Origin of the sequence: Nocardia higoensis (assembly GCF_015477835.1) — a bacterium.
GTDB classification, from domain to species: domain Bacteria; phylum Actinomycetota; class Actinomycetes; order Mycobacteriales; family Mycobacteriaceae; genus Nocardia; species Nocardia higoensis_A.
The window spans coordinates 1-25,196 of the sequence record NZ_JADLQN010000013.1; the positions used below are offsets into that span (position 1 = coordinate 1).

General features: G+C 69.8%; 20 protein-coding genes. 8 read left to right on the forward strand and 12 right to left on the reverse strand.

Annotation, left to right across the window (positions count from 1 at the left end; all coding sequences use genetic code 11):
• The 7 genes from IU449_RS27925 to IU449_RS27955 all read right to left on the reverse strand — a co-directional run.
• Nucleotides 1-169: acetyl-coenzyme A synthetase N-terminal domain-containing protein (locus IU449_RS27925; RefSeq protein ID WP_228805839.1), on the reverse strand; the 169-nt coding region annotated here is incomplete at its 3' end.
• 91 nt (nucleotides 170-260) lie between these two features.
• Nucleotides 261-1,895, reverse strand: a complete 1,635-nt coding sequence (locus IU449_RS27930) for a cation acetate symporter (protein WP_195005169.1) — start codon at nucleotides 1,893-1,895, stop codon at nucleotides 261-263.
• Complete coding sequence (locus IU449_RS27935; protein WP_195005170.1) at nucleotides 1,892-2,245, reverse strand: DUF485 domain-containing protein; 354 nt, start codon at nucleotides 2,243-2,245, stop codon at nucleotides 1,892-1,894. The genes IU449_RS27930 and IU449_RS27935 overlap by 4 nt, the downstream gene beginning before the upstream one ends.
• Nucleotides 2,246-2,433: 188 nt before the next feature.
• The gene (locus IU449_RS27940) at nucleotides 2,434-4,179 is read right to left on the reverse strand and encodes a cation acetate symporter (protein ID WP_195005171.1); all 1,746 of its coding nucleotides are present in this window, start codon (nucleotides 4,177-4,179) and stop codon (nucleotides 2,434-2,436) included.
• A 1-nt stretch (nucleotide 4,180) separates the two neighbouring features.
• Nucleotides 4,181-4,546 carry a hypothetical protein gene (locus IU449_RS27945; protein WP_195005172.1) on the reverse strand — a complete coding sequence of 122 codons (366 nt, stop codon included), beginning with the start codon at nucleotides 4,544-4,546 and terminating at the stop codon, nucleotides 4,181-4,183.
• Nucleotides 4,547-4,679: 133 nt separating this feature from the next.
• Nucleotides 4,680-5,489, reverse strand: coding sequence for a LytR/AlgR family response regulator transcription factor (locus IU449_RS27950; RefSeq protein ID WP_195005173.1), 810 nt, complete (start codon nucleotides 5,487-5,489; stop codon nucleotides 4,680-4,682).
• A gap of 67 nt (nucleotides 5,490-5,556) precedes the next feature.
• Complete coding sequence (locus IU449_RS27955; RefSeq protein ID WP_195005174.1) at nucleotides 5,557-6,744, reverse strand: sensor histidine kinase; 1,188 nt, start codon at nucleotides 6,742-6,744, stop codon at nucleotides 5,557-5,559.
• Nucleotides 6,745-7,142: 398 nt separating this feature from the next.
• Between IU449_RS27955 and dnaE the strand changes: the two genes are divergently transcribed.
• Both dnaE and IU449_RS27965 read left to right on the forward strand, forming a co-directional pair.
• Nucleotides 7,143-10,691 carry a DNA polymerase III subunit alpha gene (gene dnaE / locus IU449_RS27960; RefSeq protein ID WP_195005175.1) on the forward strand — a complete coding sequence of 1,183 codons (3,549 nt, stop codon included), beginning with the start codon at nucleotides 7,143-7,145 and terminating at the stop codon, nucleotides 10,689-10,691.
• Nucleotides 10,692-10,838: 147 nt separating this feature from the next.
• Entirely contained in the window at nucleotides 10,839-11,234 is a 396-nt protein-coding gene (locus tag IU449_RS27965) for a hypothetical protein (RefSeq protein ID WP_195005176.1), read from the forward strand.
• A gap of 54 nt (nucleotides 11,235-11,288) precedes the next feature.
• Here the strand turns inward: IU449_RS27965 and IU449_RS27970 are convergent, their stop codons facing one another.
• Entirely contained in the window at nucleotides 11,289-11,903 is a 615-nt protein-coding gene (locus IU449_RS27970; RefSeq protein WP_195005177.1) for a class I SAM-dependent methyltransferase, read from the reverse strand.
• Nucleotides 11,904-12,193: 290 nt separating this feature from the next.
• On the opposite strand from IU449_RS27970, the gene treZ reads away from it, so the two are divergent.
• Complete coding sequence (gene treZ, locus IU449_RS27975) at nucleotides 12,194-13,933, forward strand: malto-oligosyltrehalose trehalohydrolase (protein WP_195005178.1); 1,740 nt, start codon at nucleotides 12,194-12,196, stop codon at nucleotides 13,931-13,933.
• A 50-nt stretch (nucleotides 13,934-13,983) separates the two neighbouring features.
• On the forward strand, nucleotides 13,984-15,201 hold the full coding sequence (locus tag IU449_RS27980) for a serine hydrolase domain-containing protein (RefSeq protein WP_195005179.1): 1,218 nt from the start codon (nucleotides 13,984-13,986) through the stop codon (nucleotides 15,199-15,201).
• 12 nt (nucleotides 15,202-15,213) lie between these two features.
• On the opposite strand, the gene ilvA is transcribed toward IU449_RS27980, so the two are convergent.
• Together ilvA and IU449_RS27990 are read right to left on the reverse strand one after the other, a co-directional pair.
• Complete coding sequence (gene ilvA / locus IU449_RS27985) at nucleotides 15,214-16,569, reverse strand: threonine ammonia-lyase IlvA (protein WP_195005180.1); 1,356 nt, start codon at nucleotides 16,567-16,569, stop codon at nucleotides 15,214-15,216.
• Nucleotides 16,570-16,632: 63 nt separating this feature from the next.
• The gene (locus tag IU449_RS27990; RefSeq protein ID WP_195005181.1) at nucleotides 16,633-17,067 is read right to left on the reverse strand and encodes a nitroreductase family deazaflavin-dependent oxidoreductase; all 435 of its coding nucleotides are present in this window, start codon (nucleotides 17,065-17,067) and stop codon (nucleotides 16,633-16,635) included.
• Nucleotides 17,068-17,156: 89 nt separating this feature from the next.
• Between IU449_RS27990 and IU449_RS27995 the strand changes: the two genes are divergently transcribed.
• Nucleotides 17,157-17,372, forward strand: a complete 216-nt coding sequence (locus IU449_RS27995) for a hypothetical protein (protein WP_195005182.1) — start codon at nucleotides 17,157-17,159, stop codon at nucleotides 17,370-17,372.
• Between the two features lie 113 nt (nucleotides 17,373-17,485).
• Here IU449_RS27995 and IU449_RS28000 read toward each other — a convergent pair whose 3' ends face one another.
• The gene (locus tag IU449_RS28000) at nucleotides 17,486-20,188 is read right to left on the reverse strand and encodes a helix-turn-helix transcriptional regulator (protein WP_324188460.1); all 2,703 of its coding nucleotides are present in this window, start codon (nucleotides 20,186-20,188) and stop codon (nucleotides 17,486-17,488) included.
• A gap of 89 nt (nucleotides 20,189-20,277) precedes the next feature.
• On the opposite strand from IU449_RS28000, the gene IU449_RS28005 reads away from it, so the two are divergent.
• From IU449_RS28005 to IU449_RS28015, 3 genes are all read left to right on the forward strand, one after another.
• The gene (locus IU449_RS28005) at nucleotides 20,278-20,634 is read left to right on the forward strand and encodes a nuclear transport factor 2 family protein (protein WP_195005183.1); all 357 of its coding nucleotides are present in this window, start codon (nucleotides 20,278-20,280) and stop codon (nucleotides 20,632-20,634) included.
• 33 nt (nucleotides 20,635-20,667) lie between these two features.
• A complete protein-coding gene (locus IU449_RS28010) occupies nucleotides 20,668-21,090 on the forward strand; it encodes a hypothetical protein (RefSeq protein WP_195005184.1) in 423 nt (140 codons plus the stop codon).
• A gap of 173 nt (nucleotides 21,091-21,263) precedes the next feature.
• A complete protein-coding gene (locus tag IU449_RS28015; RefSeq protein WP_195005185.1) occupies nucleotides 21,264-22,535 on the forward strand; it encodes a DUF2235 domain-containing protein in 1,272 nt (423 codons plus the stop codon).
• A 228-nt stretch (nucleotides 22,536-22,763) separates the two neighbouring features.
• On the opposite strand, the gene treY is transcribed toward IU449_RS28015, so the two are convergent.
• Nucleotides 22,764-25,196, reverse strand: a complete 2,433-nt coding sequence (gene treY / locus IU449_RS28020) for a malto-oligosyltrehalose synthase (RefSeq protein ID WP_228805837.1) — start codon at nucleotides 25,194-25,196, stop codon at nucleotides 22,764-22,766.

Consider the following 25,196-nt stretch of genomic DNA (forward strand, 5'->3'; position numbering starts at 1 on the left):
AGGGGGTGTGCCAGTGCAGGCGGCGGGCTTGTTCGGCCCAGAATTCCAGTGGGTCGGTGCGGGCTCGGTCGTAGAGGGAGCTGTCGGCGTTGGCCTGCGCGACGAACTCCGCCGACGGCGGGTAGGAAATGGTGGTGGTGGCGTCGCGGTCGATGCCTGCACTGGTCAACGTCGTTCTCCTGTCGGGGTGTCACGGGGCGTTCCCGGGCCCGGTGCGGCGGGCCCGGGAACGAATTCGTCTATGGCTCAGGGGTTTCGGGTCAGTGCGCGATCGCCTTCTCCGCGCCCACGCCGGTGATCGAGCGCACCTCCATCTCGATGGCCTTCTCCGGGTCCTCCGGCCTGCCATCGCCGAGCAGGGTGCCCGCGATGCCGAGCGCGAACGCCAGCGGGATGGACACGATGCCGGGGTTCGACAGCGGGAACCAGTCGAAGTCCAGCTTCGGCAGCATGGCCGTCTTGGTGCCCGACACCGCGGGGGAGAACACGATCAGCACGATGGTGGAGATCAGGCCGCCGTACATGCTCCACAGCGCGCCCCGGGTGTTGAACCGCTTCCAGAACAGCGAGTACACGATGGTCGGCAGGTTCGCCGCCGCGGCGACCGCGAAGGCCAGCGCCACCAGGAAGGCGATGTTCTGGCCGTTGGCCAGGATGCCCAGGCCGATGGCGAGCACTCCGATCACCACCGCGGTGATCCGCGAGACCCGCACCTGCGACTTCTCATCGGCCTCGCCCCGCTTGATGACACTGGCGTAGATGTCGTGGGCGAAGGAGGCCGAGGCGGTGATGGTCAGGCCGGCCACCACGGCGAGGATGGTCGCGAAGGCGACCGCCGAGATGATGCCCAGCAGCAGCACGCCGCCGAGTTCGAACGCCAGCAGCGGGGCCGCCGAGTTCTGTCCGCCTGCCGCGGCCAGGATGCGGTCCTGGCCGACGATGGCGGCGGCGCCGTAACCGAGCACCAGGGTGAACAGGTAGAACGCGCCGATCAGGGCGATCGCCCACACCACCGAGCGACGCGCTTCCCTGGCGGTCGGGACGGTATAGAAGCGCATCAGCACGTGCGGCAGACCGGCGGTGCCCAGCACCAGGGCCAGGCCGAGGGACAGGAAGTTCAACTTGGAGGTCTCGCTGCCGCCGTACTGCGCGCCCGGCGCGAGCACGTCTCGGGAGGCGACCGCCTCGTTCGTCGAACCGCTGATCATCTCCTGGGCTGAGCCGAGCAGACCGGAGATGTCGAAGGAGAACTTGGTCAACACCATCAGCGTCATGAACGCCGCGCCGGTGATGAGCAGGACGGCTTTGATGATCTGCACCCAGGTGGTGCCCTTCATCCCGCCGACCAGCACGTAGACGATCATCAGCACACCGACCACCGCGATCACCAGAGACTGCCCGGCTCGGCTGTCGATATCGAGCAGCAGCGCGACCAGACCACCCGCGCCCGCCATCTGCGCCAGCAGATAGAACAGTGACACCGTCAGCGTCGACAGCGCCGCGGCCGTGCGTACGGGGCGTTCCCGCAGTCGGAAGCTGAGCACGTCGGCCATGGTGAATTTGCCGGTGTTACGCAGCATCTCGGCGACCAGCAGCAGCGCGACCAGCCAGGCGACGAGGAAGCCGATCGAGTACAGGAACCCGTCGTAGCCGTAGACCGCGATGGCGCCCGCGATGCCGAGGAAGCTGGCGGCCGAGAGGTAGTCACCGGCGATGGCGATGCCGTTCTGCGGGCCGGAGAATCCGCGCCCGCCGGTGAAGTAGTCGCTGGCGGTGGTGTTGTTCTGGCTGGCGCGGATCACCACCACCATCGTCACCGCCACGAACAGCGCGAAGATGGCGATATTGGCGGCCGGATTGCCGACGGTGCCCGCGGCGAGTACCGATGTGTTCACGCCTGCCCACCTTCCAGTTCGGCGCGGATGGCGGCCGCGCGCGGATCGATCTCGCGGTTGGCGAAGCGGACGTAGGCGCCGGTGATCGCGAAGGTGGTCAGGAACTGCGCGAGACCCAGCAGCAGACCGGCATTGATGTTGCCGATCACCTTTGCGGCCATGAAGTCGTGCGCGTAGGCGCCGAGCAGCACATAGCCGAGGTACCACACCAGGAACAGCGCGGTCATCGGGAAGACGAAGCGGCGCAGCCGGTTACGCAACTCCTGGAATTCCGGGCTCGCCTGTGCCCGGGCGAATTCCTCGGCGCCGGGAGTGCGCGGCGTCGCGGTCCCGTCGAGGTCAATGGTCATGGGAGTTCCTGACATGTGATGTGAATTACTGTGATGTGAAGGTATAGGCGCGACAACTTCTGGTGAATGCTGTGGCCCGGGTCACTCCGCGAAGGTGTGGATCTGTGCGGTGAGCGGTCGGCATCGCGCGACGAACGGTCGGCGGGATGACCTAAGGCGCCCCACGCGAGTGGGAAGCGCTCGCCGGTTCAGGCGCCGCGTGAGCCCGGTTCGCGATCGGATCCCATGCCCAGCCGCTCCGGCGCGTGCATCCGCACGAACACCCCGCGGACCTGGGCGGCAGGCTGAGCGCGGGTGAACGCGCTGACGACGATCATGGTCAGAAAGGCCGCGGGCACGCTGATCGCCGCGGGATAGCCGAGCAGCGCCGCGAGCCACCCGCCCGCCACCGCCTCCGATGCCCCGCCCAGCACCGACACCGCGGTCGCCGTTCCCGCGAGCAGCCCGCCGACGCACAGCCCGGCGGCCGCGCCACGGGCCGTGAGCCCACGCCACCAGATGCCCAGGACCAGCAGCGGAGCCAGCGTGGAGGCCGCCACCGCGAACGCCAGCCCCACCGTCCGCGACAGATCCAGCGACACCACCGTCAGCGAGAGCGCCAGCGGCACAGCGCCCGCCGCGATCGCGGCCACCCGGAAGTCCCGCACCCGGCCGCGCAGCATGTCGGTGCTCAGCACACCGGCGATGCTCACCAGCAGACCCGAGGAGGTGGACAGGAACGCCGCGATGGCGCCCGCCGCCACCAGTGCCGCGATCAACTGCCCGGGCAGACCGGCCAGCACCGAACCGGGCAGCAACAGCACGGCGGCGTCGGAGGTCCCGGTGATCAGCAGTTGGGGGACATACAGGCGGGAGAACACGCCCAGCAGGATCGGGAACAGGTAGAACAATCCGACCAGGCCGATCACCGCCAGCGCGGTCGTGCGCGCGGCCCGGCCGTCGGGGTTGGTATAGAAGCGCACCAGCACGTGCGGCAATCCCATGGTGCCCAGGAACGTCGCGATGATCAGCGAGAAGACCTGATAGGTGGGGTGTGCGCCGCCTAGTCCGCCGCCCGGGAGCAGCCAGCTCGCGCCGTCGGTGGGCGCACCCGCGACGACCGGCACCGTCGCACCCGCGGGCAGCACCAGCTCGGTGTCGGCGGCCAGCTCGTGCCGCCCGGGGGCGAGCACCGCCACACCGTCCACCGGCAGGCCGTCCAGGCGGCCGGTGATGGTGACCTCCTGGGCCGTGGACACCTGCACGAGGACCTCGGTGGTGACCTCGACAGTGGTCCGCTCGGCCACCACCGGCGGTGCGGCCGTACCGATCTCGCGGGGTGTTCCCAGGAAGTGCCCGAACAGCACCAGCGCGGGCAGGGCCACGGCCGTCAGCTTCAACCAGTACTGGAACGCCTGCACCAGCGTGATCGAGCGCATCCCGCCACCGGCCACGTTCGCGATCACGATGGCGCCCACCGCCAGCGCGCCCACCCAGCCCGGTACCCCCAGCAGGATCCGCAGCGTCAGGCCCGCACCCTGGAACTGCGGGATCAGATACACCGCGCACACCAGCACCACCACCACGGCGGCCAGTCGGCGCAAGGTCAGCGAGCCCAGCCGGAACTCGGCGAAGTCGGGCACCGTGTAGGCACCGGACCGGCGCAGGGGAGCGGCCACGAACATCAGCAGCCCGAGATAGCCCGCGGTGAACCCCACCGGGTACCACAGCGCGTCCGCGCCGTACTTGGCGATCAACCCGGCCACCCCGAGAAACGAGGCGGCCGACAGGTACTCACCGGAGATGGCGGCGGCATTCCAGCCCGGCCCGACACTGCGCGAGGCGACCAGGAAATCGGAGGTGGTGCGCGCCAGCCGGACTCCGTACGCGCCGATCGACACCGTGGCGATCGCCGCCAGCAGCAGCGCCGCCACCGTCAGCGCCTGCGCCTGCACGTCAGTCCCGCGTCACGTCGAGGAAGTCGGACTCGTTGCGTTCGGCCCACCGCACGTACAGCCTGCCGACCGACAACAGCGCCGGATACACCAGCAGCCCGAGCACCAGCCACGGCAGCTGGATCCCCGCCACCTTCGCCGCACCGAGCGCGGTGGCGGTGAACAGCAGCGGCAGCGAGCCCAGCACCAGCACCGTCACCAGCGCGCAGCGCACCGCGAGCCCGAGCTGCGCGCGGATCAGCCCGTCGATCAGCGCCTCGCCGATCTCGGTCTGCTCGACCATCTCGCCCCGGGTGAGCACTCGCCGCGCGCCCTGACGACGCGCCAGCACCACACGCTCGCGCTGGGGTCGCACCGGCCCCGTCACGACGGTGCTCCCGCCACCGTGGCCGCAGCGCAGCTCGCCGGCTCGGCCGCGCCCACGCCCGGCGGGCCCGCCGTCGGTGTCGGATCTGTCGTCGGCGCCGCATCGCCTCGATCGCCTCGCTGACGCGGCACGCTCACCGGCTCGATCCGTTCGGCTTCGGTCGCGTGTGCCGGGGGCCGAGCACCAGTCGCTGCTTGAGTTCGCGCACCTGCCGTCGCGCCACCGGCAGCTCCACCGCCGCCGCCTCGCCCTCGCCGCGCAGGCACACCAGCGTGCCGGTGCCGACCGTCCGCAGCCCGGTCACCAACCGCAACGCCACCAGATACGAGCGGTGCACGCGCAGGAAACCGGCGTTCTCCCAGCGCGATTCCAGCGCCGAGAGCGGAATCCGGACCAGGTGCGACCCCGCGGTGGTGTGCAGGCGGGCATAGTCGCCGTCGGCCTCCACCCAGCTCACCGTGGCCCGGTCGACCAGCGTGGTGACCCCGCCGAGCTCCACCGGGATGACCTCGTTGGGGTCCTGGCGCGGTTCCTCCGGATGCGGCCCGGTGGCGCGCGCCTGCGCGATCCGGCGGATCGCCTCGGCCAGCCGGGCCTCGCGCAGCGGCTTGAGCAGATAGTCCAGCGCGCCCAGGTCGAACGCGCCGACCGCGCGGTCGTCGTGCGCGGTCACGAACACCACCGCGGGTGGGTGGGCGAACTCGCCGAGGATGCCCGCCAGCTCCATGCCGTCCAGTCCCGGCATGTCGATGTCGAGGAAGACCGCGTCGACCTGATGGGTGCGCAGCAGGCGCAGGGCGCCGGTGGCCTCGTTCGCGGCGTGGATCTCGCCGATCTCGGGTCTGGTCCGCAGCAGATACACCAGCTCGTCCAGGGCGGGCTGCTCGTCGTCGACGGCGAGCACCCGCAGTGTGCCCGTCGATCCACCGGTCTGCTGTGTCACGGTCGGTCCCTCGATCACGGTTCGTCCATCGTAGGGGGTGGACCGATCGCGGCGGGGCCGGTCCGCCTCATGCCCGTACCCCGGCCCGGAACTTGGGCACACGCAGGCTCACCTTGGTGCCCGCACCCGGCGCGGTCTCCACCACCAGGCCGTAGTCGTTGCCGAAGGCCGCTCGCAACCGGTCGTCGACATTGGACAGTCCGACGTGCGCGGCCTCGCTCGCCCCCGCGGGCCCGTGCGCGATCGCGTCCAGGGCGCCCGATCGCAGCAGTTCCGGATCCATGCCCGCGCCGTCGTCCTCGACGCTGATCAGACAGTCCGTGCCCGCGTCGTTCGCCTCGATGGTGATGACCCCGCCGCCCGGCCTGCCCGCGATCCCGTGCCGCACCGCGTTCTCGACCAGCGGTTGCAGCGCCAGGAACGGCAGCACCACGCCGAGCACCTCCGGCGCGATCAGCAGTCGCACCTGCAGCGCCTCCCCGAACCGCGCCCGCTCCAGTGCGAGATAGCGCTCGATATTGCGCAATTCCTCCGACAGCACCGTGTACTCGCCCGCGGCGCGGAACGAGTAGCGGGTGAAGTCGGCGAACTCCAGGATCAGTTCCCTGGCCCGGCCCGGATCGGTGCGCACGAACGAGGCGATGGTGTTCAGCGCGTTGTAGATGAAATGCGGACTGATCTGTGCCCGCAGGGCCCGCACCTCGGCGCGGTCCAGCCGGGCCCGCGAGGCGTCGAGTTCGGCCAGCTCCAGCTGCCCGCACGCGTACCTGGCCACCTCCGCCAGCGCGCCGAGCATGCCCGGCCCCGGCTTGTCCCCGGTCACGATGCCGAGTGCGCCCGCCGCAGGGCCGTTGTCGATCAGCAGCGGCTGCGCCACCAGCGTGCGCGCGCTGTGCTCCGGCCCCGGCCTGCTCACCAGGACCGGTCGCTGCCCAGCGATCGCGCGCCGGGCGGCGTCGGCGAACTCGTCGGCCAGATCACCGTGCGGCCCGTCCCACGCCAGCAGCGTGCCGTTCGCGTCGGCCACCCCCAGCGCCGCCGCGCCCGTCAGCGCGCGCAGGTGTGGTGCGGCCTCCTGCGCCGCGTCCTCGGTGAGCCCCCGGCGCAACGGCACCGCCGCCAGCGCCGCCGTGTGCAGCGCCATGTGCACCGCCCGCTCGGCAGGGGTGGTCACCACCCGCCGCGTGCGCAGCCACACCAGCAACGCCAGCGCGAGTGCCGCGACCACGAGTACGGCCACTTCGCCCGCTGTCACCGCCTGCCCCCCGGACTTCGTCCGACCATGGCCTGATTATCCGCGCCGGGGTCGACGCCGTGCCGTCCGATCGGGGCAACGCTACCGAGCACTCGGCCTCCCACGCGGGCACGGCGAAGCCCGCCGGCGTCGGCAACGAACGGCTGCGCTCGCTCGCAACGGTGCCGAGCCCGGCGCCTCCTGCGGACGGAGCCGACCGCCGCGGTCTGATCCGGATCGGTGGATGTCGGACATCTCCGGGACCGTGCGGGTGATCTTCCTCGCGACACGCGGGCCGATGTCCAGGTGACGCGCGGGCGCCGACCGCGAGGGCGTGTGGCGGTGGGAAATCCTGTCGCTCGGTCGGCTTAGACTCAGTGCCCAACCCCCGCCGCGACCCATGGGAGGGATGAATCGTCTTGGCCGCCTCGTCCGGATCGTTCGTTCACCTGCACAACCACACCGAGTACTCGATGCTCGACGGCGCGGCGAAGATCTCTCCGCTGTTCAGCGAGGCCGACCGGCTGGGGATGACGGCCGTCGGCATGACCGACCACGGCAACATGTACGGGGCCAGCGAGTTCTACAACTCGGCGAAGAAGGCCGGGATCAAGCCGATCATCGGCATCGAGGCCTACATCGCGCCGGGCTCCCGCTTCGATACCAAGCGCGTGCAGTGGGGCGATCCCAGCCAGAAGAGCGACGATGTCTCCGGTTCGGGCGCCTACACCCATATGACGATGGTCGCCGAGAACGCGACCGGCCTGCACAACCTGTTCAAGCTGTCCAGCCTCGCCTCCCTCGAGGGGCAGCTGGGCAAGTGGGCGCGCATGGACGAGGAGATCATCGCCCAGCACGCCGAAGGCATCATCGCCACCACCGGCTGCCCCTCCGGCGAGGTCCAGACCCGCCTGCGTCTCGGCCACGACCGCGAGGCGCTGGAAGCCGCCGCCAAGTGGCAGGAGATCTTCGGCAAAGACAATTTCTTCCTCGAGCTGATGGACCACGGGCTGTCCATCGAACGCCGGGTGCGCGAGGGCCTGCTCGAGGTCGGGCGCAAACTCGGGATCCGGCCACTGGCCACCAACGACTGCCACTACGTCACCAAGGATCAGTCGACCAATCACGAGGCGCTGCTGTGTATCCAGACCGGCAAGACGCTCAGCGACCCGACCCGCTTCAAATTCGACGGTGACGGCTACTACCTGAAGTCCGCGCAGGAGATGCGCGCGCTGTGGGACGCCGAAGTGCCCGGCGCCTGCGACAACACCGTCCTCATCGGCGAGCGGGTGCAGTCCTACGACGATGTGTGGGCCCACCGCGACCGGATGCCGATCTTCCCGGTGCCGCAGGGCCACGATCAGGCGAGCTGGCTGCGCCACGAAGTCGATCTCGGGCTGCGGCGCCGCTTCCCCGACGGCGCGCCGCGTGAGTACGTCGAACGCGCCGCCTACGAGATCGGCGTCATCCTGGAAATGGGCTTCCCCGCCTACTTCCTGGTGGTCGGCGACCTGATCAACCACGCGCGCGAGGTGGGTATCCGCGTCGGTCCCGGCCGTGGCTCGGCGGCCGGTTCGCTGGTCGCCTACGCGCTGGGTATCACCAATATCGACCCGCTGCCGCACGGTCTGCTCTTCGAGCGGTTCCTCAATCCCGAGCGCGTGTCGATGCCCGACATCGATATCGACTTCGACGATCGCCGCCGCGGTGAGATGGTCCGCTACGCGAGCGAGAAGTGGGGCACCGACCGGGTCGCCCAGGTCATCACCTTCGGCACCATCAAGACCAAGGCCGCGATCAAGGACTCGGCGCGCGTGCTGTTCGGCCAGCCCGGCTTCGCCATCGCCGACCAGATCACCAAGGCGTTGCCGCCGCCGATCATGGCCAAGGACATCTCGGTCTCGGGCATCACCGATCCCGATCACGAGCGGTACAAGGAAGCCGCCGAGGTCCGCGAACTCATCAACAGCAATCCCGACATCGCCAAGATCTACGAGACCGCGCGCGGTCTCGAGGGCCTGATCCGCAACGCGGGCGTGCACGCCTGCGCGGTCATCATGTCGTGTGATCCGCTGATGGAGGCGATCCCGCTGTGGAAGCGGCCGCAGGACGGCGCGCTGATCACCGGCTGGGACTATCCGTCCTGTGAGGCCATCGGCCTGCTCAAGATGGACTTCCTCGGTCTGCGCAACCTCACCGTCATCGGTGACGCGCTGGACAACATCAAGGCCAATCGCGGCATCGAGCTGGACATGGACACCCTGCCGCTCGACGACAAGCCGACCTACGAACTGCTCTCCCGCGGCGACACCCTCGGCGTCTTCCAGCTCGACGGCGGCCCCATGCGTGACCTGCTGCGGCGCATGCAGCCGACGGCGTTCGAGGACATCGTGGCCGTCGGCGCGCTGTACCGCCCCGGCCCGATGGGCATGAACGCCCACAACGACTACGCCGACCGCAAGAACGGCAGGCAAGAGGTCAAGCCGATCCACCCGGAGCTGGCCGAGCCGCTGAAGGAGATCCTCGGCGAGACCTACGGTCTGATCGTCTACCAAGAGCAGATCATGCACGTCGCGCAGAAGGTCGCCGGGTACTCGCTCGGACGAGCCGACATCCTGCGCCGCGCGATGGGCAAGAAGAAGGCCGAGGTGCTGGCCGCGGAGTTCGAGGGCTTCGAGGAGGGCATGCAGGCCAACGGCTATTCGAAGGCCGCCATCAAGGCGCTGTGGGACACGATCCTCCCGTTCGCCGGCTACGCGTTCAACAAGTCGCACGCCGCCGCCTACGGCCTGATCTCCTACTGGACGGCCTATCTCAAGGCCAACTATCCGGCCGAATACATGGCGGGCCTGCTCACCTCCGTCGGCGACGACAAGGACAAGGCCGCGGTCTACCTGTCCGATTGCCGGCGCCTCGGTATCACCGTGCTCCCGCCGGATGTCAACGAGTCCGAACAGAACTTCGCCTCCGTCGGCAAGGACATCCGCTTCGGCCTCGGCGCGGTCCGTAACGTCGGCACGAACGTGGTGGCCTCGATCATCGCCGCACGCAAGGAGAAGTCGAAGTTCACCGACTTCTCCGACTACCTGAACAAGATCGACGCCATCGCCTGCACCAAGAAGGTCACCGAATCTCTCATCAAGGCAGGCGCTTTCGACTCGCTCGGGCATCCACGCAAAGGCCTGCTGCTGGTTCACTCCGACGCCATCGACGCGGTCATGTCGACCAAGAAGGCCGAGGCGATCGGCCAGTTCGACCTGTTCGGTGGCATGGACGCCGACGAATCGGTGACCAGCATCTTCAATGTGAAGGTGCCCGACGAGGAGTGGGAGTCCAAGCACAAGCTCGCTCTGGAGCGAGAGATGCTGGGCCTCTACGTCTCCGGGCATCCGCTCAACGGTGTGGAGCACGTGCTGGCCGCCCAGGCCGACACCCAGATCCCGGCCATCCTGGAAGGCGATGTCAAGGACGGCGCGCAGGTGACCCTCGGCGGCATCCTCGCCTCGGTGAACCGCCGCATCAACAAGAACGGCCTGGCCTGGGCCTCGGCCCAGCTCGAGGACCTCACCGGCGGCATCGAGGTGCTGTTCTTCCCACAGGCGTATTCCGTCTACGGCGCCGACGTGGTCGAGGACGCCGTGGTGCTGGTCAAGGCCAGGGTCTCGATCCGCGACGACCGGATCTCCCTGATCGCCAACGATCTCGCCGTTCCCGACCTGTCCGCCATCGGCGTGGCCAAGCCGCTGGCGGTCACCCTCACCACCCGCATGTGCACCCCGGACAAGATCGGCGAGCTCAAACGCGTGCTGTCCCGTCATCCCGGTACCTCGGATGTGCATCTGCGCCACATCGGAGCCAGGGAGAAGACGACGATACTGAAAGTCTCCGACAGCCTGCGGGTTTCGCCGTCCTCGGCGCTGTTCGGCGATCTGAAAGCACTGCTCGGCCCGAGCTGCCTGACCAGCTGAACAGTGCGGTCGCGCCACAGGAGGACGCTGACACGTATCGAACTCGCCGGTCCGATACCGTTCTTCGGCGGATGTTAAGCACTCGCCAAGCGGCCACCTCCAGACTCGCTGATGTTCGCCCCCCTTCTCGAGTAACGGAGCCCGACGATGCCTGCTCTCTCGCGCCCTTTCCGCGCCGCTCTCACCGCCGCCGCCGCGGCCCTGGTCATCGGCTTGGCGGGCGCCGGCGCGGCCCATGCCCAAGGCGTCTTCACCCAGATCTATTTCGCGCCCGGCACCAGCGGAACGGTGATCGACGGCGCGGTGATCCGCGGTGAGTCCGATACCTACGTCCTCGAAGCCGGTGGCGGCCAGTGGCTCACCGCCTGGATCTCCTCGGTCGAGGACAACGCCGTGCTGACCATCACCGGCCCCGACGGCACCACCACGACCTACCCCGGCAATACGATCGACATCATCTTGCCCCACGACGGCATGTACGCCTTGAATGTCGCCGCCGTGCGCGGCAACGCCACCTACACTCTGCGCGTCGAGATCCACTGACACCGCGCCCGCTCGCAGCCGCCGGTCCTCGTACGGTCCGGCGGCTGTCGCGCGTCAGCGCGCAGTGGCGACACCCAGTGACAGCGCGGTCAGGAACTTCGGGCCCGGCGCATAGAAGGTGTCCAGCTCGCGGATCTCGAAGCCGTTGTCCTGCAACAACTTCGGGATATCCCGGTTGAGATTGCAGCCCCCCGCGATCGCCTTCTCGATCGAATTCAGGCGATTCTGCCACGTCCGGACCTTCGCGTCCGGCGCCAGCCCGTGCTCGACGAAATGCAGCGACCCGCCCGGCGTCAGCACCCGCCGCACCTGCGCGAGCGCCGCCTCGATCTGCGGAATCGTGCACATCGTCCACGTCGACAATGCCGCATCGAAACTGTGGTCGTCGAACGGCAACGCCGCACCGTCCAGTCCCGCCCGTTCCACCGGCACCCGGGACGCCGCCACCCGCTCGGCAGCCATCCGCCATCCGCGATCCGACGGCTCGACCGCGCTGACCGACTCCACCGCCGCCGGATAGAACGGCACGTTCAACCCCGACCCGAACCCGATTTCCACGACCCGTCCCCGCAGTCCCGCGCAGGTCCGCGCCCGATACCGATCGTTGGCCTGCATCCCGCACGCACAGTTGACCAGCCGGGGAACCACGTGATCGTCATACCAGCCCATGCGTTCACTCTCGCAGGTCGGTGCGGTTCCCGCCACCACACTCCCGGGGCGGATCGCCCCGCGTCGACGCCGGCGAGCGAACGGCCCGACGGCCCTCTGGTATCGCGTGCTCATCGGCAGAGCTGTCCGGTGCGGCAGACCATCCGCGCGATCTCGCGAGCGGCGCTCCCCGACATCCACATCCGGTGGTGTTCTCTCCTGTGCGAATCGGAAGCAGCCGACCGGTGAGGTAGCGGTGGTCCGATGTCGTTGCGGATGACCTCGTCGCCGGCCCGTGGGATGCTGGCGCGGTGACGGTGTTCGAGGTGTGGGCGCCCCGGCCGGAGTCGGTGCGGGTGCAGGTCGACGGGGTAGTGCACGCGATGACGCGGTCGCCGGACGGGTGGTGGCGGGCGAGGGTGGACGCGGGGCAGGGAGCACGGTACGGATTCCTGTTGGATGACGATCCGACGTTGTTGCCCGACCCTCGGTCGCCACGACAGCCGGACGGGGTGCACGGATTGTCGATGGTGCACGAACCGGATCCGGGCGGTTGGACGGATAGGAGGTGGACCGGGCGGACGCTGGCGGGGGCGGTGTTCTACGAGCTGCACATCGGGACGTTCACGCCGCAGGGCACATTCGACGCGGCGATCGAGCGGCTGGATCATCTGGTCGAACTGGGGGTGACGGTCGTCGAGGTGATGCCGGTGAACGGCTTCGACGGCACGCACAACTGGGGGTACGACGGCGTGCTCTGGTACGCGGTGCACGAGGGGTACGGCGGGCCGGACGGGTTGCAGCGGTTCGTGGACGCCTGTCACGCCAAGGGGCTGGCGGTGTGCCTGGACGTCGTCTACAACCATCTCGGACCGTCGGGGAACTATCTGCCGAGGTTCGCGCCGTATCTCAGCGAGGGGCGCAACACCTGGGGGCAGACCGTGAACCTGGACGGGCCCGGCTCGGATCACGTGCGCCGATTCGTCCTCGACAACGCGCTGCGCTGGCTGCGCGACTTCCACATCGACGCGTTGCGTCTGGACGCGGTGCATGCTCTGGTCGACCGCACCGCCACGCACCTGCTGGCCGAGCTCGCGGCCGAGACCGAACGGCTGTCGGCGCACGTGCGCAGGCCGCTGACCCTGATCGCCGAGAGCGACCTCAACGACCCGAAGCTGATCACTCCGCGCGCGGCGGGCGGCTACGGGCTGCACGGCCAGTGGAACGACGACCTGCACCATGCCGTGCACACCGCGGTGTCGGGGGAGCGGCAGGGCTACTACTCCGACTTCGGCAGCCTCGCCTGCCTGGCCCAGACCCTGACGCGCGGCTTCTTCCACGCGGGCACCTACTCCAGCTTCCGCGGTCGCACCCACGGCACCCCGCTGGACCGCTCGCTGGTACCGGGCTTTCGCTTGGTCGCGTTCACCTGCGACCACGATCAGGTCGGCAATCGCGCGCTCGGCGACCGGCCGAGCGAGTACCTCACCGGTGGCCAGCTGGCGATCAAGGCCGCCCTGGTGCTGTGCTCGGCCTTCACCCCGATGCTGTTCATGGGCGAGGAGTGGGGCGCGCGCACCCCGTTCCAGTTCTTCACCTCCCACACCGACCCGCAGATCGGCGCGGCCACCGCGGCCGGGCGCAAGGCCGAGTTCGCCGAGCACGGCTGGACCGCCGACGAGGTGCCCGATCCGCAGGACCCCGCCACCTTCGCCCGGTCGACGCTGGACTGGGCGGAGCTGGAGGACCCCGAGCACGCCCGACTGCTGGCCTGCTACCGGGCGCTGTTGAAGTTGCGGCGCGACCACCCGGACCTGGTCGATCCGTCGTTGCGGCATGTCGGGGTCGATTTCGACGAGCACGCCCGCTGGATCGTGCTGCACCGTGGCAGCGCGCACCTGGTGTGCAATCTGTCCGAGGACGCGGTGACGGTGCCGATCACCGGTCGCAGCCTGCTGTATTGGGAGCCGCCCACCCTCGGCCCGACCGGGACGACGGTGCCCGCGCATTCGTTCGTGCTGCTCGCAGACCTGCCCGACGGCGAAAAATAACGATCACACAACATATTGCCGTTACCACCGGGCACCATTACCGTGGAGTGATGAGCAACGACGCTTCGGTGCGGGGGAGCGCAGTCCCCGGGTTCGAACGACTGCTGCGCGTCTTCGGCCGGAGCTTCGGCAGCCGACCCGGAGCGGGCGCGGCGCTGTCGGTGCATCGGCACGGGGTTCCGCTGGTCGACATCTGGACCGGCGACGCGGGCACCGAACCGTGGACCGAGAACACCGGCACCATCGTCTTCTCGGCGACCAAGGGCATCACCTCCACGGTCATCCACCGGCTCGCCGATCGCGGGGAACTCGACTATCGCGCGCCGGTCGCACAGTACTGGCCGGAGTTCGCGGCCAACGGCAAGTCCCGCATCACCGTCGCCCAGGTCATGACGCACAGCGCGGGCCTGTCCTCGCTGTCCCCGTTGGCCGCGGCCATGAGCGACGTACTCGACCACGAGGAGATGGAGAACCGGCTGGCCGCCGCGAAGCCCGACCGGCTGCTCGGCAGGCCCACCTATCACGCCATCACCTACGGCTGGCTGCTCGCGGGCCTCGCGCGGCGGGTCACCGGCAAAGGCATGGGCGAACTGTTCCGCACCGAGGTCACCGAGCCGCTGGCGATCGACGGCCTCCATCTGGGACATCCGCCGACCGGATCGGTCACGAAGTACGCACCGCTGGCCGGCAGCCAGTTCGACGCGCTCGGCACGCCGTTGGGCAGTGCGCTGCTCGGTCATGGTCAACGGCTGCCCGGACCGCTCGGCGCGGCGGTGCGCTGTCTGTTCCTGCCCGGCGCGCACAGCATCTTCCAGGGCGACATGCCGCCTATCCTGCGCACCGAACTCGGCGCGGGCAATGCCGTGGCCACCGCCTCGGCGCTGGCGAGTGTCTATGACGCGCTGGCCTGCCGCGGCGTGGTCAACGGCAACCGCTACCTGTCGGAGGCGACGGTGCGCGAGATCGGCAAGGTGCGCAGTTATCACGTCGACCGCGCGCTGTTCTACCTGCCGATGATGTGGCACCTGGGCTACCACTCGATGCCGATGCCGGGGGCGCGCCACGGTATCGGGCACATCGGCCTCGGCGGCAGCTTCGGCTGGGCCGATCCGAGCCAGGGCCTGTCGGTCGGATTCGTGCACAACCGGTTCTCGCTCGGTCAGCTCGGCGCGGATCAGATCATCGCGGTGTGGTTGCTGCCGTTGATCGTCAGCAGCCTGCGCGGCGTCGGTCGCGATTCGCTCGAGAACCTGGGCCGCGCGGCCTGATCCGTCGCGCGGTCAGGTGAGGTAGCGGTAGGCGGGGCTACCGGGTTCCAGGCGATCGCACCGCAGCGGCGAGGCGGCCATGCGTTCGAGCAACGGCCCCAGTCCGGCCGCGGAGCCCAGTTCGATGCCGACCAGCGCCGCCCCGGTCTCCCTGTTGTTGCGCTTGACGTACTCGAACAGGGTGATGTCGTCGTCGGGGCCGAGCACCTCGTCCAGGAAGCGGCGCAGCGCGCCCGGTTCCTGCGGGAAGTCCACCAGGAAGTAGTGCTTGAGACCCTGGTGCACCAGTGAACGCTCGATGATCTCGCCGTAGCGCGACACGTCGTTGTTGCCCCCGGACACCAGGCACACCACCGTCGCGCCCGCCGGGACATCGACCTCGGCCAGCGCCGCCGTCGCCAGTGCCCCCGCCGGTTCGGCGATGATGCCCTCGTTCTGGTAGAGCTCGAGCATGGCCGTGCAGATGGCACCCTCGTCGACCTGGAGCAATCGGAAACTGCCTGTGCCCGGTGGAGATTCGACGGCGGTGAGCAGTGGCAGCGACCCGTGGCTGACGACCCTGCCGCCGAAGCCGGTCACCGCGGCATAGGGCAGATCACCGATCCGGCGGACCGCCGCGCCGTCGACGAACGGATCGATCTCCGGCAGCGTCACCGGCCCGCCCGCGATCAGTGCCGCGGACATGGATGCGGCGCCCGCCGGTTCCACCGCCAGGATGGCTGTCTTCGGCGAACGCTCCCGCAGATAGGTGCCGATGCCCGCCAGGCAGCCGCCACCGCCGACCGGGAGGACCACCAGATCCGGTGGCGTCTCGAGCTGATCGAGGATCTCCACGGCGACGGTGCCCTGCCCCGCGGCGGTGCGCGCGTCGTCGAACGGCGGGACCATCGTCGCCCCGGTGCGCTCGACGTCGGCGGCGGCCGCGGCCGCGGCGGCGTCGTAGGTGTCGCCGACGGCGATGAGCTCGACGAATTCGCCCCCGTGCACCCGGATCCGGTCCCGCTTCTGTTTCGGGGTGGTGGTCGGCACGTAGATCCGGCCGTGGATGCCCATCGCCTGGCAGGCGAAGGCCACACCCTGCGCGTGGTTGCCCGCGCTGGCGGTCACCACGCCCGCCGCGCGCTCCTGCTCGTCGAGTTGCACGACGAGGTTGTAGGCGCCGCGCAGCTTGTAGGAGCGGACGGGGGTGAGGTCTTCGCGCTTGAGGTAGACCTTCGCTCCGGTCGCCGCGGACAGGCGCGGGCTGAACTGGAGCGGAGTGGGCTCGATGACGCTGGAAATCCGCTTCGCCGCGGCGTCGATCTCGTCGGCGCTGAGGACGCCGCGAGACGAGGACGGGGAATCGACGAGTTCCAGAGGATTGGTCACCCGACTATGCTGCCACCCGCCGATCGCGGTGTATTCGGCGGGTGGCAACGGCGACAGCCGTGGTCAGCGCGGTGTCAACACGAAGACGGGGATCTCGCGGGAGGTCTTCTTCTGGTACTCGGCATAATCGGGCCAGGCCTCGACGGCCCGTTCCCACCACACCTTCTTCTCCTCGCCGGTGACCTCACGCGCGGTGTAGTCCGCGACGGTTCCGCCGTCGCGCAATTCGACGTGTGGTTCGGCCTTCAGGTTGTGATACCAGACGGGATGCTTCGGGGCCCCGCCCAGCGAGGCGACGACCGCGTACTCCCCGCCGTGCTCGACCCGCATGAGCGGCGTCTTGCGCAGCTTGCCGGTCTTGGCGCCCTTGCTGGTCATGACGATGATCGGCTTGCCCTGCAAAGTGGTGGCCTCGGTCCCTCCCGAATTCTCGTAGGTCTCGGCCTGCTCGCGCGCCCAGTCGAACGCGCTCGGTGCGTACTCTCCGGTCAATGGCATGCCTGGGACAACCGTTCAGGGACTCACAGGTGTTCCCGGTCGCCGCGAGTTCGGTAGACCGAACTTTTCCGCGCGCGTACCCTGAACACATGGCAACGGTTCACCATCCCACCGTCGATATCGCGGGCAGCGCGTGGCCGGTGTACAAGCTCGAGGCCGTGGTCGCCGGGCTGGCGATCGCGCTGGTGCTCGGCCTGGTCACCGGCTCGGCTCAGGTGGCGGTGCTGGCGGCGGCCGCGGTGGCGTCGGTACGCGCGGCCTGCGCGCTGGCCGGGTCCCGGGTCTGCGCCCCGCCCGAACGCTGAATCCCGAATCGCGCGCTGAACCTACGACCGAGTGCCGAACTCCTGCCGAGAATTCCCGACAACGTGCCGAGCCCCGATCGAGCGCCGAGGCGAACGAGCCCAGGCGGGAGCGGCTACTGCGCGTCGAGCGTGAGCCCGGCCAGTTCCGAGCGGGAGGCGACGCCGAGTTTCGGATACGCCTTGTACAGGTGATGGCCCACCGTCCTCGGACTCAGGAACAGGTGCGCGGCGATATCTCGATTGGACATGCCTCGCGCGGCCAGCCGGACGATCTGCAACTCCTGCGGTGTGAGCACGGCCGACGGCCCCGAACCGGGCCGCGACATGCCGCCGTCGCCCAGCGCCCTCAGTTCGACCTCGGCGCGCTCGGCCCACGGGTTCGCACCCAGTCCGGCGAAGATCTCGTGCGCAGTGCGCAACTGTGTCCGCGCCTCGGTCTTGCGGCGGGCGCGGCGCAACCATTCCCCGTACAGCAGGCGGGTGCGCCCCTCTTCGAACGGCCGCGGTCGTGAGCCGAGCGCGGCCTCGTACAGTTCCCCGGCCTCCCGGCCCTCGGTGGTCAGCGCCCGGCTCCGCTGCTCCAGTGCGCGCACCCACGGCTGACCGCAGTCTCGCGCCCACGCGCTCAACCGGATCATGGCGTCACCGGCGAGTTCCCGATCACCGAGGCGGACGGCGGCCTCGATCGCGTCGGGCAGCGAACGCAGGCCCACGACTTGATGGCGCGCCGGTTCGACGGTGAGCGCGGTGAACCGGCCGATCGCCTCGTCCACCCGGCCGAGCCCGAGCGCCAGCATGCCCAGTGCGGCCTGGCACCAGGTGGCACCCGCCGCGCTCGGGCCGCCGAACTGCTCCGCCGACGCCCGCGCGACAGCGGCCGAACACCCTTCGACGTCTCCCTCCAGCGCCGCGAGGTAGGCGAGAAACGCCGTCAGCTGGCTGACCCAGTGCCGTAGACCGATGTCGTCGGCGATCCGCGCTCCTTCGGTCGCGAGGACGAATCCCTCGCGTGGGCGGCCGAGGAAGGTCTCGGCCTCGGCCAGGAAGAACAGCAGCGGTGGCAGCAGCCCGATCCGGCCCTCTTCCCGGCAGCGGGCGACGAGTTCCGCGGCGAGGTCGCGGACCTGCTCGTCTTGCCCCGGCACGAGTCCGGCGCCGCACAGCAGGACGAGATCGCGCGGATCGCCGACCGCGTCGGCCGCCGCGCGCAGATCACCGGCGGACCGGCCGTGCAGGCCGTCGAGCACATAGCGCAGGACCGGCGCGGACGGCTCCGCGTCGTCGAGTCGCAGTGCGCGCAGACGCGCATGGGTCTGCGCGAGTTCGGCTTCTCCGAGGTACCACGCGGCGTGCACCGCCTGGGTGAGGATGCGCGCGGCCTGCGACGGCTGTTCGGCCGCGATCGCGTCGGCGGCGGCCAGCAGTCGGCGATGGGCCGCGAGATGCTGCCCGGTGCCGAATTCCGCGCTGCCGTGCACCAGGTCCAGCCGCGCCGACAGCAGCGCGTCGCTCGTGTGCGCGGCCGCCCGTGCCGAGATGGTCGCGGCGGACTCGAAAAGCCCCGCGTCGGCGGCGGTTTCGGCGGCCAGCACCAGCCTGCGGACGCGGGCCCGCTGATCGGTGCTCAACGTGGCCGCGCGTTCATAGGCCGCGACCGCCCCGTGATGACCGCTGCGCAGGAGTGCTCGCTGCGCGGTGTCCTCCAGCGCGGTCGCGATCTGCTCGTCGGGGCCGGTGGCCGCGCTCGCCAGATGCCACGCCCGCAGGTCGGCTCTATCGGGTCCGGTCATGGTGTCGGCGAGTGCGCGATGCGCCGCCAGCCGTGCGCTCAACGGCGCGCCGCGATAGATCGCCGAGCGCAGCAAGGGGTGCCGCAACCGCAGATGCCGACCGTCGCCCGCGATCAGGCCGAGTTCCTCGGCGGGCCGCAGATCGGCGGGCGTGGCCCCGAGTTCCGCCGCGGCGGTGAGCACGGGGCCGGTCTCGGTGGTCCCGGCCGCCGCGGCCACCAGCAGCAATGATCGTGTCGCCGAGGGCAACCGGCTCACCTGACCGTGGAAGGCGACGTGCAGGCGTTGCGTCAGCGGCAGCGGATTCGGCCCCTCGTCCGGTGCGCTCGCCGCGAGCACGGCGGGCAACTCGCGCAGTGCGAGCGGATTTCCCGCCGCCGCACCCAGCGCGCGCATCCGCAGGCCCGGTGCGAGATCGGGTTCGAGGGCGTCGAGCAGCGCGGCGGCCGACTCCTGGCGCAACGGTCCGACGACGAGTTCGGGCAGTCCGGCCGCGGGGAAATCCGCCGGTCCGGTGCGGGCGGCGAAAAGGATCGCCACCCCCTCGGCATCGAGCCTCCTGGCCGCGAACACCAGGGCCTCGGCGGTGGCGCGGTCGAGCCAGTGCGCGTCGTCGATGACGCACAGCACCGGGTGCTCGGCGGCTTCCTCGGCCAGCAGCGACAGCACCGCGAGTCCGATGAGCAGCCGATCGCCGGGCCCGCTGTCACCGACGCCGAACGCGCCGAGCAGCGCCGCCCGCTGCCGCTCGGGCAATCGCTCGATCAGCGGCGCGGCCGTGCGCGCCAGCAGATGCAATCCGGCGAAGGGCAGTTCGGCCTCCGATTCCACCCCCGCGCTGCGGACCGTCGCCAGCCCCTGCGCCGCCGCGTAGTCGAGCAGCGCCGTCTTGCCGACGCCGGGTTCACCGCGCAGCACCAGCGCCCCGCTGCGCCCGGCCCGCGCATCGCACAGCAGCTGATCGATGCGTGCCTGCTCGCTCTCGCGTCCGTACAGCACCGGTTCACCGTAACCGGGCTTCAGCACGGCCGAAAAGTACCTATAGGCGACAGATTCGGCGACCCCCTCCCGATCCCTACCGTGTGTTCCGTACCCACCGAAGCGAGGAGAACACCATGAACGATCTGGTCGCGCAATACCTGGAGATCTGGAACACCACCGACGCGGCGGCCCGTGCGGCGGCCATCGGGCGGGTCTTCACCGACAACCCCGGCTACGTCGACCCGCTGATGGACGTCACCGGCCGCGACGCCATCGACGCGGGTATCGCCGCGGTGCAGTCGCAGTTCCCCGGATGGGTGTTCCGGCTCGCGGGCCCGATCGACGCCCACCACGATCAGGTGCGCTTCACCTGGGAACTCGGCCCCGCCGAGGGTGCGGCGCTGATCGTCGGTTTCGACGTGGCGGTGCTCGCGCAGGGCCGCATCGATCGCGTCTACGGCTTCCTCGACAAAGTCCCCGCCACCGCCTGACCCACACCCCTGTTCGTCGAGAAGGAGACCACCATGACCACCTACACTCCCGCGAGCCGGCTGTCCGCTCTGGTCGGCCCCGGCGACCGGCTCCTGCGCCTGTCATTGCGTACCGACGCGCTGGTCACCGGCGTCAACGGCCTGGCCTATCTCGTACTGTCGGCGCCGTTGGAGTCGCTGCTCGGACTCGACCGCGGACTCGCGCTCGCGGTCGGCGCCTTCCTGACCGCCTACGCCGTCCTCGTGACGCTGGTCGGGCTGCCCGTCCGGATCAGCAGCGCCGCGGTCCGGGGTGTGATCGCCGCGAATGTCGTGTGGGCGGTGGTCAGCGTGGTGGCTCTCGTCGTGGGCGTGCTCGGTGCGACCGCGGTGGGCGTGGTGTGGACGGTATTGCAGGCGCTGGTCGTGGGCGGATTCGCCGCACTGCAGTATCTGGGTCTGCGCAAGGCCGGGTGAAGCGTCGCACCGCCTGGTCCGGCCCGTCCCACGGGCCGGACCAGGCGGTCGTATCCGGTCGGGCTCGCGCATCGAGTGCGGGTCGGTGGTGGATCGGAACCCGTCGCGACACGAGGGATTCGAGTAGCGGACTACGCGGGATCTCGGCACCGGTCGGACGGAGACTGGAGGACATGAAACGCCTGGTGGTGTGTTGCGACGGTACGTGGAAGGCCGAGAACAGCAGCACCGTGTCCAATATCGTGAAGATCGCGCAGACCGTGCGGATGGAGGCCCCTGGCCCGACCGGCACGATGATCCGTCAGCAGGTCATCTACATCTCCGGCCCCGGCGCCCGCGGATTCACCGCGGATCGCCTGATCGGCGGTGCGTTCGGCCTCGGCCTGGAGGCCAACCTGTCCGCCGCCTATTGGCAGCTCGCCGTCAACTGGGAGCCCGGCGACGAGATCTACGTCTTCGGCTTCAGCCGCGGCGCCTACACCGCGCGCAGTCTGGTCGGGCTCATCGATCTGATCGGAATCATGAGCCCGGAGTCGATGATCGGCGGGCACTACCCGACCGCGCTGCGGATGTACCGCAGGCTCGGCGGCAAACGGCCGAACCGCTGGAAATCCGCGCCGACACCGAAGGATTGGTCGGATTTCCGCAGGACACACAGCCGGATGGCTCCGGTCGACTTCCTCGGCGTCTTCGATACCGTCGGCGCGCTCGGCGTCCCCGGCGTCACCTCCTGGCGGCACAGCTTCCACAACGTCGAACTCTCGCAATGGGTGCTGTGCGCCCGGCAGGCGCTCGCCCTCGACGAACGCAGACGCAATTTCGAGCCCTGCCTGTGGCAGGTGCCGGTGCCGTTGCGGGTCAAGCACCACCGGATCAAGCGCCGCGGCCACCGTGAGCGCGTCAAGCAGGTCTGGTTCGCCGGAGTGCACAGCGATATCGGCGGCGGCTACGCGGAGTGCGGACTGTCCGACGCCACCTTCCGATGGATGGTCGCCGAGGCGCGGGCGGAGGGCCTGGCATTCGACGACGGCCTCGTCGAATGCCTCACCGGGCAGTGCGCGAAGGTGCGGGAGCACTCGATGCTGCACGATTCGCTCGGCCCCGGCTACCGGGTGCTCAACCTCGCGCGCACTCTGCGCGCACTGCGCAACCGGCGCAGCCGCTTCTACTGGGACTCCTGGCGCAAACCGGTGGTCGAAGGTGACCACGGGGTGCGCCTGGCCTCGACGGTCACCGCGGACCAGGATTACCGGCCCCGCAATCTGCTCCGTTGGCGTGTGGCACTCGGTGGGCACGTTCCGGCACACCTCGTCGAGCCGATTCCGCCGGCTCCCGGTGATGCCGGTGCGGACGGCGGCAGGGGGTCGCGACAGATCACGCACGATGTCCGGCGCCGCGGCACGGGAAGCGACGCCCCGGGAAGACTTCTCGGCGGGAGGTGGTGAACTCGCCTACGCAGCCTGAGGAATCCGAGCCGCGCGCCGGGCAACGTCGACCGTACGAGCGGGCATCGGAGATGACCAGCCCGCTCGCCGGTCACCGCTCGATGACGAGCAGGGCTCAACGAGGAGCCGGGTGCGACGACGAGCAGGGCGCGATGACGAGGATGGCTCAGCGCAGAGCCGGGCACGGTGCCGAGCATGGCGCAGAGCCGGGCGCGATGCCGAGCGGGCTCAGCGCACGAGCAGGGCGACGGGCAGGCGCGCGAAGATCTGCTCGATCCGGGTGCGTCCCTGGAAGGTGTGGCCGGTCAGCCGATCGGTCCACGCGCCTCGCGGCAGATCGACCGCCGTATCGCCCCACCCGGTGTCGGCCAGTTCGAGGCTGTGCCGGGTGACCAGCACGACTACCTCCGGCGGCTCGCCGACGCGGCCGCGGGCGTAGCCGACCACTCGTTCGGACTGCTCCCCGGTGGCGTACACCGGCAGATACGTGCCCCCGACGAAGCACTCCGGGCGTTCCCGGCGCAGCCACAGCGAGTAGGCCACCACCCACATCTTCGCCGCACCGGAGGTGTCCAGTGCCGGTGTGCCGGTGAGGGATTGCAGCATTCCGGTGCGCGCCGGGAAATCGACCGGACGGCGGTTGTCAGGATCGACCAGCGAGTCCTCCCACAGCTCGCACCCCTGGTACACGTCGGGAATGCCGGGCCCACACAGTTGCAGCAGCTTCTGCGCCAGCGAATCCGACCAGGCGTGCTGGGCCAGGTCGTGGGTGAGATCGCTGAGCTGCGCGCCCACCGTTCCGTCGATCACCGCGTCCAGCCACACGTGGACGGCGGTCTCGAACTCGGTGTCGGGATCCTCCCACGAGGTGCGCAGACCGGCCTCGCGGATCGCCTTCGTCGCGTACATGTGCAGCCGCTCGCGCAGACCGGGCACCGAGGACGCGGGGCGCCCGTCGGCCGGCCACACCCCGAACATGTTCTGCAGCAACATCAACGCGGTCGCGCCGTCGGGTGGCGGCGTCTGCTCGAGCCAGGACTCCACCGACTTCGCCCAGGTTCCCGCGACCTGCGAGAGCACACCGATGCGCGCCCGCACATCCTCGCCGCGCTTGGTGTCGTGCGTGGACAGCGTCGTCATCCCGGCCGGCCAGCGCCGCACCCGCTCGATATTGGCCAGGTGGAATTCGTTGACCGAATGCCCGAACCGCGCCGGGTTCCCGCCCACCTCCTGCAGCGACACCAGTCGTGCGGCGCGATAGAACATGGTGTCCTCCACCGCTTTCGCGGTCATCGCGCCGCACACCTGCTCGAACCGCGTGGCCGCCTCCGCGCCGACCGCGAGCGCGGCCACGAGCACCTTCAGCGGGGCGCTCAGTTCGCTGTTGCGCCGCTCGACCTCCGCGATGACCGCGCCGGTCATCCCGGCCAGCGGCGTGTAATCGGCCCGGTATACCGGCATGAAGGCCAGTACCTCGATGACGGCATTGGTCAACGCCAGGGTGTCGAAGGACTCCGCGGCCGCGTCGCGTTTGATCGCGGCGACCAGCCTGCGCAGTTCGGGCACCAGAATGCTCTCGGCCACGGCACGTTTGATGCGATGCTCGGTCTCGCCGATCCAGGCCCGGTCGCTGCCGTGCCCGGCGAAGCGGCGCGACAGCTCGGTCAGCGCCTGTTCGCCCTTCGGGTCGATGAGCACACCGCCGATCCAGGCGAGTGCGTCGTAACCGGTGGTGCCGTCGACAGGCAGGGTCGGGTCCAACGGCTCCCGGTTGGCGAGGATCTTCTCCACCAGCAGCAGCCGGTTCGGCCCGATCAGCTGCCGCAATCTGGTCAGGTACTCGGCCGGATCGGACAGGCCGTCCGGATGATCCACCCGCACACCGTCGATGAGGTCGTGCTCGCACCAGGCCGCGAGCTCGCGGTGGGTGATGTCGAAGACCTCGCGGTCCTCCTGCCGCAGCGCCGCGAGCGTGCTGACCGCGAAGAACCGGCGATACGTGCACACCCCCGCCTTCCAGCTGACCAGGCGATAGTGCTGGCGGTCGTGGATGCGCAGCGGATTGTCGCCGTCGGTGCCCGGCGCGATCGGGAACCGCAGATCGTGCAGCGCCAGCATGGGTTCGGGCCCCGTGCGGTCCACGGTGAGTGCGGCCGGATCGTTCTCGTTGGCCAGCACCGGCAGGGTCAGCCGCCCGCCCGCGCCGTTGCCCGGACTCCAGTCGATGTCGAAGAACCGCGCGAACGCCGACTCCCGGCCGTTGCGCAGCACATCCCACCACCAGGGATTCTGGCGTGGATCGGCGACGCCGACGTGATTGGGCACCAGGTCCACGATCAACCCCATGCCGCGGGTGCGCACCTCGTCGGAGAGCGCCTTGAGGCCGAGCGGACCGCCGAGCGCCGCCGACACCGTGGTCGGGTCGGTCACGTCGTAGCCGTGGGTGGAACCGCGCGCCGCGGTGAGGATGGGGGACAGGTACAGGTGCGAAATGCCCAGTTGCTGTAAGTATTCCGCGATGGCGCGGGCATCGGCGAAGGTCAGCGCGTCCGGGCGCAGTTGCAGCCGGTAGGTGCTGCGTACCGGGGTCTGCCTGGTGGCGCTCTTGGGGACGACGGCGTCGGCGCGGTAGGCGGCTTCGGGGATCTCGGGGACGGTCAT